At 59.0% G+C, this 8759-nt stretch carries 7 protein-coding genes; 2 read left to right on the top strand and 5 right to left on the bottom strand.

From position 1 onward, the window contains the following. Positions 1-438: 438 nt before the first annotated feature. Entirely contained in the window at positions 439-1197 is a 759-nt protein-coding gene (locus tag D8U18_RS25385) for a hypothetical protein (RefSeq protein WP_056855963.1), read from the top strand. A 161-nt stretch (positions 1198-1358) separates the two neighbouring features. On the opposite strand, the gene D8U18_RS25380 is transcribed toward D8U18_RS25385, so the two are convergent. The 3 genes from D8U18_RS25380 to D8U18_RS25370 form a co-directional block, all read right to left on the bottom strand. After that, complete coding sequence (locus D8U18_RS25380; protein ID WP_131108850.1) at positions 1359-3323, bottom strand: methyl-accepting chemotaxis protein; 1965 nt, start codon at positions 3321-3323, stop codon at positions 1359-1361. Positions 3324-3431: 108 nt separating this feature from the next. Next, complete coding sequence (locus tag D8U18_RS25375; RefSeq protein ID WP_131108848.1) at positions 3432-4814, bottom strand: PLP-dependent aminotransferase family protein; 1383 nt, start codon at positions 4812-4814, stop codon at positions 3432-3434. Between the two features lie 180 nt (positions 4815-4994). Next, entirely contained in the window at positions 4995-5756 is a 762-nt protein-coding gene (locus D8U18_RS25370; protein WP_056855966.1) for an SDR family oxidoreductase, read from the bottom strand. 235 nt (positions 5757-5991) lie between these two features. Here D8U18_RS25370 and D8U18_RS25365 point away from each other — a divergent pair, with 235 nt between their 5' ends. Continuing rightward, entirely contained in the window at positions 5992-6996 is a 1005-nt protein-coding gene (locus tag D8U18_RS25365) for an NADP-dependent oxidoreductase (protein ID WP_056855967.1), read from the top strand. A 130-nt stretch (positions 6997-7126) separates the two neighbouring features. On the opposite strand, the gene pyrF is transcribed toward D8U18_RS25365, so the two are convergent. Both pyrF and D8U18_RS25355 read right to left on the bottom strand, forming a co-directional pair. Next, positions 7127-7825, bottom strand: coding sequence for an orotidine-5'-phosphate decarboxylase (pyrF, locus tag D8U18_RS25360; RefSeq protein ID WP_177435063.1), 699 nt, complete (start codon positions 7823-7825; stop codon positions 7127-7129). A gap of 266 nt (positions 7826-8091) precedes the next feature. Further along, a partial coding sequence (locus D8U18_RS25355) for a beta-ketoacyl-ACP synthase III (RefSeq protein ID WP_131108844.1) occupies positions 8092-8759 on the bottom strand: 668 nt, incomplete at its 5' end.

The following is an 8759-nucleotide window of genomic DNA, read 5'->3' as shown; positions in this document are numbered from 1 at the left end:
CCCTGTTACCGCCGTGAAAGGGCGGTGTCCTAGGCCACTAGACGAAGGGGACACACTACAACATTCACTCCCTGCTTCGTTTCGCTGTGTGCTTTACGCTGCAAGTGGCGCGCATTCTATGGATGGATTGAGAGGTCGTCAACCCCCTGATATAAATTTATTTAAATCAATGACTTCGCCCTGCTTTGCGGCACTAATCCGGATTTTCCGCCGCCCGGTGTTTGGCGCCTATATTCTGACACTCGCCAAGGCGTTATAGTCGGCGTCGTCAGTGATGGCAATCCGCCCTATCGATGCCAGCATTCATATAAGAAGACTGCGGCCGATACAGAATGAGCCACATCGACCCAACTCGTCGAGCGGCCCTAGGCGCCTATATGCCAAGCCACTACACTCGCACGCGAACCCTAAAAAGAGGTCTTACCGGTGACACCACTCATGATCACCCTGCTCGTCGTAGCCGGGATCGCATTATTGATCGCCATTGGCTACATCAACCATGTGGTGGAAAACAACAAGCTGGAAAGGGCCCGTACCAAGGTTGAGCTCAATGATCGCCTGCGTCGTTGCGGCGAAATCACCGAGACCTTCCCCGGCCAATTGATGACACCGGCACTCAAGCTGCTGCTGACCCGCCTGGAGCTGAACGTCTGCCAACGTCTGCTGAATCTGGAAAAGACCAGTTCCAACCTCAAGGCAAGGATTGGCGAGCTGGAAACCCTGGTCGCCCAGGGCGAATCGATTCCGGTCAACAACCCGCCGGCGCCGATCCAGACCGAGGCCAAGGCCAAGGACGTACGCTTCCTGCTCGAAGCCTTGCACGGCCAGATTACCCGCGCCGCACAAGACGGTTTCCTGCCGCCTAACGAAGCCAAGCGCTGGATCCGCGAGGTCCGCCATATTCTGGTGCTGCTGCACATCGAGTTCTTCAACAACCTCGGCCAGCACTCGCTGCAACAGAATCAGCCCGGTCAGGCGCGCCTGGCGTTCGAACGTGGCGTGCAGTACCTGCGAAAACAGCAGGAACCGCAGATCTACGCCGAGCAACTGGAATACCTGGAAAAACTCCTGGCCCGTGCCAATGCGCAAGTCATGGACCGCATTGCCCCGGTAGAAGGCGAAGTCAACCAACTGACCGAGGGCCTCAAAGACGTCGAGGCAGATGCGGACTGGAAAAAGAAAGTGATCTACGACTGATCACTCGTTAAAAAAAACAAGCCACCGGGAAGGTGGCTTTTTTTGGGCTGGATTTGAGGTGGGCGTACCGCTGCGGGTAACAGGTCGGCTGGCAGGTCGCTATCGCTGCGATGCGGCGACCCGACAAGCCAGCTCCCACAGCGATTGAGGGCGACCAGAAATCAAAGCCTGAAATGCCCCACCATCCCTTTCAACTCAGTCCCCAACTGCGCCAGTTCGATACTGGATGCCGCATTCCCCTGCATCGCCAGCGAAGATTGATCGGCACTGGCACGAATACTCGTGACACTGCGATTGATCTCCTCAGCCACTGAGCTTTGCTCCTCGGCAGCCGCCGCAATCTGCTGGTTCATCTGCTGAATCAAAGAAACTGCCGCGGCAATGCTCCCCAGCGCGCTCTCAGTTTGCAGCGCATCGCTGACCGCCAGCTTCACCAATTCGCCGCTGCTCTGAATCTGCTGCACCGACGTCTGCGCCGCTGCCCGCAAGGCGCTGACCAGCCGCTCGATTTCCTCGGTGGATTGCTGGGTCCGCTTGGCCAGGGCGCGGACTTCGTCGGCCACCACCGCAAAGCCCCTGCCCTGCTCACCGGCACGGGCGGCTTCAATGGCGGCATTGAGCGCCAGCAGGTTGGTCTGTTCAGCCACACTTTTGATAACACTGAGTACCGTGCCGATATTCTGGATTTCCGCACTCAGGCTTTCGATGCTTGAACTGGCTGAATTGGCCGAATCGGCCAGTTGCTCAATCCGCACCATGCTTTGGCGCACCACTTGCTGGCCGCTCTCAACCTTGCCATCCGCCGTTTGCGCAGCCTGTGCCGCCTCCTCTGCGTTACGCGCGACATCGTGAACGGTGGCGGTCATCTGGTTCATCGCCGTGGCGACTTGTTCGGTTTCTTCCTTCTGACTGCTGACTTCAAGATTGGTCTGCTCAGTGACTGCCGACAGCGATTGCGCCGACGATGCCAACTGTTCGATGCCTGCCTGCAAACCGCTGACGATCTGGCTAAGACCCGCGCCCATCTGCTGCATCGCGTGCATCAGTTGGCCAATCTCGTCGCGACGGGTGACTTCGACAGTCCCGCTCAGATCCCCCGAGGCAATCTGCTGCGCCACACGGATAACGCTGCGCAGCGGCTCCACGATCAACCGGGTAATCGCCCAGGCGGCGATCAACCCGACCAGCAGCGCCAGAGCCGAAGAACCGATGATCAGCAGCGAATTCTTTTTCAGTTCCGTTTGCATCGAATGGTCTTCGGCGATGTACGCCAGATCCACCCGTTCCACCACTTGGCCGGCACGCTCATGCAGTTGCTGATAAACGTTTTTTTCCTGCTCCAGTAAACCGGTGTACTCGGCGAGCTTGTCGTTGAAACTGGCGATATGGCCGGTCACTTCATTGAGAACCGTCTGATATCCCTCATCCTTGACCGTGGTTTTCAATTGCTCGGCCTGGGTCAGTGCTTGACTGGCCTGTTCGATCTTGCCCTGTCCTGCACTGTCGTCGCCCTTGCGGCTCTGGTCCAGGCGTACGCGCGCTTCATTCATGGCCTGGAGCATCAGGCGTGAAACCTGACTGACCTGATTGGCCTGCTCGATAAATTGCGCACCGTCCTTGCCTTCGGAATCCTTGAGGGTATAGGCGCCGTCATCGGCAAGCCCCGATTGCAACACATCGAGATTATTGGCAACGCTGGACACCGACCAACTGGCCATTTCCAATGCCAGGTCCTTGGCCTGGCTAAGCGAGACAAACTCGTCAAACGCCTTGCGATACGCCGCCAGGGACTGCTCGACGTCAGTCATCACCGGGACGTTCGCTGCCGACTCAGCCTTGAGCTGATTCGCCAACGCGATCAGGCCGTCCACGCCTTCACGCAGGGCGTCGGCTGTTTTCGAATTGCCGTGCAAGGCGTATTCCTGCTCCAGCAGCCGCACTTTGAGCAGACCACTGTTGAGTGATGACATCTGCTTGAGCCCATCGAAGCGCTGGCTGATGGAGTGCAAGGACCACACGCCAATGGCCGCCACCAAGGCAGTCAACAGCAGCACAAGCACAAACCCGCCACCCAGTTTCTTTGCCATACCGAGGTTGGCAAAACGTCCTTGCACGGCCGAAATCATTGCACGTAGTCCCCTGCCATAGTCTATGGATGCAGATTCGCAACGGGCCTGTGTCAACACAAGTCTCTGGCGCCTGAATAATGGCAAAAAGCTACGCCAACGTCGTTTTCAGAACGCTAGAGGTCGATTCACAGCGGTGGCCTGAAAGAATGCCCTGGCTCGCGGATCGCAGGCACAAGCCACATTGATGCGCTGCCAATCACTAGCTTCCCCCGTGGGACTGAATGCCGTCGCGCACGACAACACGACCCCGTGGCGTTGCGCCTCGGCTCGCACCCGGGCGCAGTCCATCGATCGTGAGCGCGCCCAGATGAACAAGCCGGCAGCGGGCTTGCCAAACACCTCCCACTCGGCGTCTTCAAGCAACTGCAAGGCAGCCTGTCGATCGGTGTTCAAGCGCTGTCTTTGGCGCTTCACCAACTTGCGATACGCGCCGCTGGCCAGCAGGCAGGCCAGCACCGATTCACAAAATCGGGAAGCACCCATGCTGCTGATCATCTTGACTTCGGCCAGTCGTGCAATCACTTCGGCACTGGCCACCACGAAGCCGACACGCAAAGAACTGCTGAGGGTTTTAGAGTAGCTGCCGACATAAATCACACTGTCATCCATGGCGGCGAGACGCATGCCGGTACCGCTGTGAAGATCGGCGAAGACATCATCTTCGATCAGCATCACCTCCTGTTTTTTTGTCAGCTGCAGTACTCGTTGCGCCACCACAGGGACCAGGCTGCCGCCCGTAGGGTTGTGATGGAAGCTGTTGATGAACATTCCCTGCGGGCGGTGCTCGAGCAGTAGTTGTTCGAGAACGGCGACGTCTGGCCCATGCGGCGTTCGCGGTACCTCGAGCATGTGGATACCGTGCAGCCTGAGCAGATCGAACAACATCGGGTAGCCCGGACTCTCGACCACCACGCAATCCCCCGGCTTGAACAGCGTCCGCACGATCAGATCCAAACCCTGGCTGGCGCCTGCGGTGGTTACGATTCGATTGTCTTCAACATCGATGCCCAGCGGTTTCAGGCACTTGAGGATTTGTTCGCGCAGGGCGGGCAACCCCAAGGGTGAACTGTAGTTGAACAAGCCGGCCATATCGGTGCGGCTGACCTGGCGGATCGCATAACTCAAATCATCCGTCTCGCGCCAACTTTCGGGCAGCCCGCCGTAGCCCAGTTGCAGTTCAGACGAAGCTCCAGGTTTTACTACTGCGCCTTCAAACCACAAGTCATCCTGTCGACCCTGGGCTGCGGGGGCTGGGGCTGCCACAACGAAACCGGCGCCCTGGCGAGACTCCAGCACGCCTTGCACCACCAGACGTTCGCATGCCTCGACGACGCAGGATTGGCTGAGCAGGTTGATTCGCGCGATGCGTCGGACTGGCGGCAAGCGCGCGCCAGGCGCCAACTCATTGCAATGCAGCCAGCAGACCAGTGCGTCGACGATTTGCTGTACGACCGGCACCAATGCCTGTCGATCGATTCTCAATTCCATGAGCAAAAAAACTCCTGTGGATTCTGCCGAAAGCAGTTAATCACAGGAGCTCGTTGCGGGATGTGCGACAACGCCGCCAAAACCCCGGGTTTTAATCATTTGAAACACACTGCCCGGCGTATTCACCAAACGGAAAAAAATCTGTGGAAGTGAGTCTGCTCACTCCCGCAGATTGCGTTTTCAGAACGCCGTGACACCGCCATCCACCGCCAATGAATGCCCCGTGGTGAACGCAGCGCCATCGCTGCACAGGTACAGCACTGCGCTGGCGATTTCCTCAACCTTGCCGATGCGACCTACCGGGTGCATGGCGTTGGCAAACTCGCCTTTCTTCGGGTCGGCTTCGTAAGCGCGGCGGAACATGTCGGTATCGATCACCGCCGGGCATACCGCATTGACGCGGATCTTTTTCTTGGCGTATTCGATGGCGGCGGATTTGGTAAGACCGATCACCGCGTGCTTGGAGGCCGCGTAGATACTCATCTTCGGCGCGGCGCCGAGGCCAGCCACCGAAGCGGTGTTGACGATTGCGCCGCCGCCCTGTGCCAGCAACAACGGCAACTGATACTTCATGCACAGCCAAACGCCTTTGACATTGACGCCCATGATCGCGTCGAACTCCTCGACAGTACCTTCGGCCAATTTGCCTTTTTCGATCTCGATGCCGGCGTTGTTGAAGGCATAGTCGAGACGGCCGTAGGTATTGATGACTTCATCCATCAGATTTTTTACTTCGCTTTCAAGGGTGACGTTGCAGCGCACGAAGCTCGCTTCACCGCCTGCCGTGCGAATCAGTGCCACCGTTCCTTCGCCGCCCGCCGTGTCCATGTCGGCGACAACCACCTTCAAGCCCTCGGCGGCGAACGCCTGGGCGGTGGCACGGCCGATACCATTGGCGGCGCCCGTCACTACGGCTACCTGACCGGAAAACGTCATGCTCATTGTTATGTCCTCGAAGAGAGTTGGCGGGGGATCGCGTTTTTCCAGTCTAGCCACAGCGGCCCCGGGCAAGGCAGCACTATCAGGTGGCCGGTTGCCTGCCCATGAGTTGCAGTGATGGAACTGCCGTACCAACTATCACTGCACTGGATAAACCTGCATTCGCCGCATCAGCCAAACTTGCGGCATCGCCCACGAAGGTCTATCAACAAGGCTTCATTCATCTTGAGTGCCTGTCATGACATCCCAGACCAATCGCCAGTTCCTGCTCGCCAAACGCCCGGTGGGCGCAGCAACCCGCGAGACATTCACTTATCAGCAAGTACCGGTCGGCGAACCGGCGGCAGGTCAGATCCTGGTCAAGAACGAATACCTGTCCCTGGATCCGGCCATGCGTGGCTGGATGAACGAGGGCAAGTCCTACATTCCGCCGGTGGGGCTCGGCGAGGTGATGCGCGCCTTGGGCGTCGGCAAGGTGGTTGCCTCGAACAATCCGCAGTTCGCCGTCGGCGACTATGTCAACGGCGCGCTGGGCGTGCAGGACTATTTCCTCGGTGAGCCGCGGGGTTTCTACAAGGTCGATCCGCAACTCGCGCCGCTGCCGCGTTACTTGTCGGCGCTGGGCATGACCGGCATGACGGCTTATTTCGCGTTGCTGGATGTCGGTGCCCCGAAGGCCGGTGAAACCGTAGTGCTTTCGGGCGCGGCCGGAGCGGTGGGCAGCATTGCCGGGCAAATTGCCAAGATCAAGGGATGCCGTGTGGTCGGCATCGCCGGCGGCGCCGACAAGTGCAAATTTCTGATCGAGGAATTGGGCTTCGACGGCGCCATCGACTACAAGAGCGAAGATGTCGTCGCCGGCCTCAAGCGCGAGTGCCCGAAAGGCGTCGATGTGTATTTCGATAACGTCGGCGGCGATATCCTCGACGCAGTACTCAGTCGCCTGAACATGAAAGCACGCGTGGTGATCTGCGGCGCCATCAGCCAGTACAACAACAAGGAGGCGGTCAAGGGCCCGGCCAACTATCTATCGTTGCTGGTGAACCGCGCGCGCATGGAAGGCTTCGTGGTGATGGATTACGCCGCACAATTCGCCACGGCCGCGCAAGAAATGGCCGGTTGGATGGCCAAGGGGCAACTCAAGAGCAAGGAAGACATTGCCGAGGGACTGGAGACGTTCCCCGAGACGCTGATGAAATTGTTCAGCGGGGAGAATTTCGGCAAGTTGGTTCTGAAGGTTTGACGCTGTAACCGACTTAAAAAAAACCCTGTGGGAGCGGGCTTGCCCGCGATGAGGGTGTGTCAGTCGAAATCAATGTTGACTGACACACCGCTATCGCGAGCAGGCTCACTCCTACAGGTTTTAGCGGTGTTTACGCCAATTCAGCAACCACGACTGCCAACGCCTTGGCCGGATCGGCTGCCTGGCTGATCGGACGGCCGATCACCAGATAGTCGGAGCCGGCATCCAGCGCCTGACGCGGGGTCAGGATGCGGCGCTGGTCGTCCTGGGCGCTGCCCGCCGGACGAATCCCCGGGGTCACCAGTTGCAGCGACGGGTGCGCCGACTTCAGGGCCTGGGCTTCCAGGGCCGAACACACCAGACCGTCCATCCCGGCTTTTTCCGCCAGTGCGGCCAGGCGCAGCACCTGCTCTTGCGGTTCGATGTCCAGACCGATACCCGCCAGGTCCTCGCGCTCCATGCTGGTCAACACGGTCACACCGATCAGCAGAGGCTGCGGGCCGCTGCGCTTGTCCAGCACTTCACGGCAGGCCGCCATCATGCGCAGGCCACCGGAGCAATGTACGTTGACCATCCACACGCCCATTTCCGCTGCCGCTTTCACAGCCATGGCTGTGGTGTTGGGAATGTCGTGGAACTTGAGGTCCAGGAACACTTCGAAACCCTTGTCACGCAGGGTGCCGACGATTTCCGAGGCGCAGCTGGTGAAGAGTTCTTTACCGACTTTGACCCGGCACAGTTTCGGGTCCAACTGATCGGCCAGCTTCAGTGCGGCGTCACGGGTAGGGAAATCCAGGGCGACGATGATAGGAGTCTGGCAGGCGGACATGAGTGGGCTCTCAGGCAAGTCGAAATCGGCGCGCATTGTAGCGGAACCAGCGGCACTGCGGGACCCGATGATCGGTAAATCGTCGATCGCGCTCAGGCAAGCCAGCCATTTTTTGCACAACGCGGCCATGGCGGCGAGTCAATAACGCGTTGGGTTGTCTTCGCCCCGCAAAAAAACAGCGCAGCGCGAAGACCAACCGAATTTCAGTTGAGGGTTTGTCCCTCAACTCTGGATCTCCCCAGAGGTAATCCGGGCAGACCGCTGACTCAGCGCTTGCGCAAAATCACGCTACCGATCGAGTAACCGGCGCCGAACGAGCTGAGTACCGCCAGCGAGCCGGCCGGCAGGTCGTCCTGGTTCTTGTGGAACGAAATCACCGAACCGGCAGAACTGGTGTTGGCGTAGGTATCGAGAATCACCGGCGCTTCCTGTTCAGTGGCATCGCGTCCGAGCAGCTTCTTCACGATCAGGTGGTTCATGCTGAGGTTGGCCTGGTGTAGCCAGAAACGCTTCACATCGCTGACGTTGAGCTGGTTTTCCTGCAGATGCTCACCGATCAGCTCGGCCACCATCGGGCAGACTTCCTTGAATACCTTGCGGCCTTCCTGGACGAACAGTTTGTCCTTGGCACCGATACCCTCTTCCGCTGCGCGGTTGAGGAAGCCGAAGTTGTTGCGGATGTTGTTGGAGAACTTGGTCAGCAGCTTGGTGCTGACGATGTCGAACTGGTACTCGGACGTGGCCAGGTCAGCGCGTTCGATGATCACGGCGGTGGCCGCATCGCCGAAGATGAAGTGACTGTCGCGGTCGCGAAAGTTCAGGTGACCGGTGCAGACTTCCGGGTTGACCATCAGGATCGCCCGGGCCTGGCCCAGTTGCACGCTGTTGGCGGCGGCCTGGATGCCGAAGGTGGCGGAAGAACACGCCACGTTCA

Source organism: Pseudomonas sp. Sample_10 (assembly GCF_004321495.1).
Classification (GTDB): Bacteria; Pseudomonadota; Gammaproteobacteria; order Pseudomonadales; family Pseudomonadaceae; genus Aquipseudomonas.
Note: the sequence above shows the minus strand (reverse complement) of the source record. Positions and strands in the feature narration are given on the sequence as shown.